The following is a 620-nucleotide window of genomic DNA, read 5'->3' on the forward strand; positions in this document are numbered from 1 at the left end:
GACCGCGTCACGCACTCTGAAACCGGAAGAGCCGGCAAACCTGCGTTTGGGGTTGCTCCAGCTCGTCTGCTGGTGCATGCGACTAGTCTCATATGCAAGCGTGAGGCCATGTCTGAGTTCTCTGCCAACTCTGGCCGTCAGGAGTGTCCGTCTGCGGGGCGCTCGCTGGCCCGATGAGCTGACCGCCGAGTCCTGCTGGGGATGTGTCATACTGGTGGCAAGTCTGAACGAAGTCGCGAGGATGCGTATCAGCCGGAAGAGCAAGGTCAGGGGCCCGAGGTCGTTCAGCACCTCTTCATTGATTCTGGAGACCGGCTTCCTTTCTGCGGAGTGATGCTCGGTCGTGACGAGAACACCGGTGATTGGCACGCAGCTCATGACCTCGAGGCGTTCTTTCAGTGCATCGAGTTTAGGGTGACATGCTGCACGGCGTGAATGTCAACATCAGCACTCGGTGGCCGTACGCCGCTCATCGAACCGGAAGACAACTGACACAATCAATAACCTTGCTGGAGCAATAAGTCAGCACTGCGTTAATGAGCAGCGGACAGCGCCCGTGCCGTAGTAAGGCTGGCGAGCTGAACCGAAAAGGGCTCTTCCGGTTTCAGAGTGCGTGACGC

1 protein-coding gene is annotated in these 620 nt (G+C 58.4%); it reads right to left on the minus strand.

All coding sequences use genetic code 11. The annotated features are described in order from the left end of the window. The coding region (locus HMPREF3092_RS11430) for a hypothetical protein (RefSeq protein ID WP_218079033.1) at window positions 1–369 on the minus strand (369 nt) is incomplete at its 3' end. Window positions 370–620 lie beyond the last annotated feature (251 nt).

It is taken from the genome of Brevibacterium sp. HMSC24B04, from assembly GCF_001806835.1.
Taxonomy (GTDB): Bacteria; Actinomycetota; Actinomycetes; order Actinomycetales; family Brevibacteriaceae; genus Brevibacterium; species Brevibacterium ravenspurgense.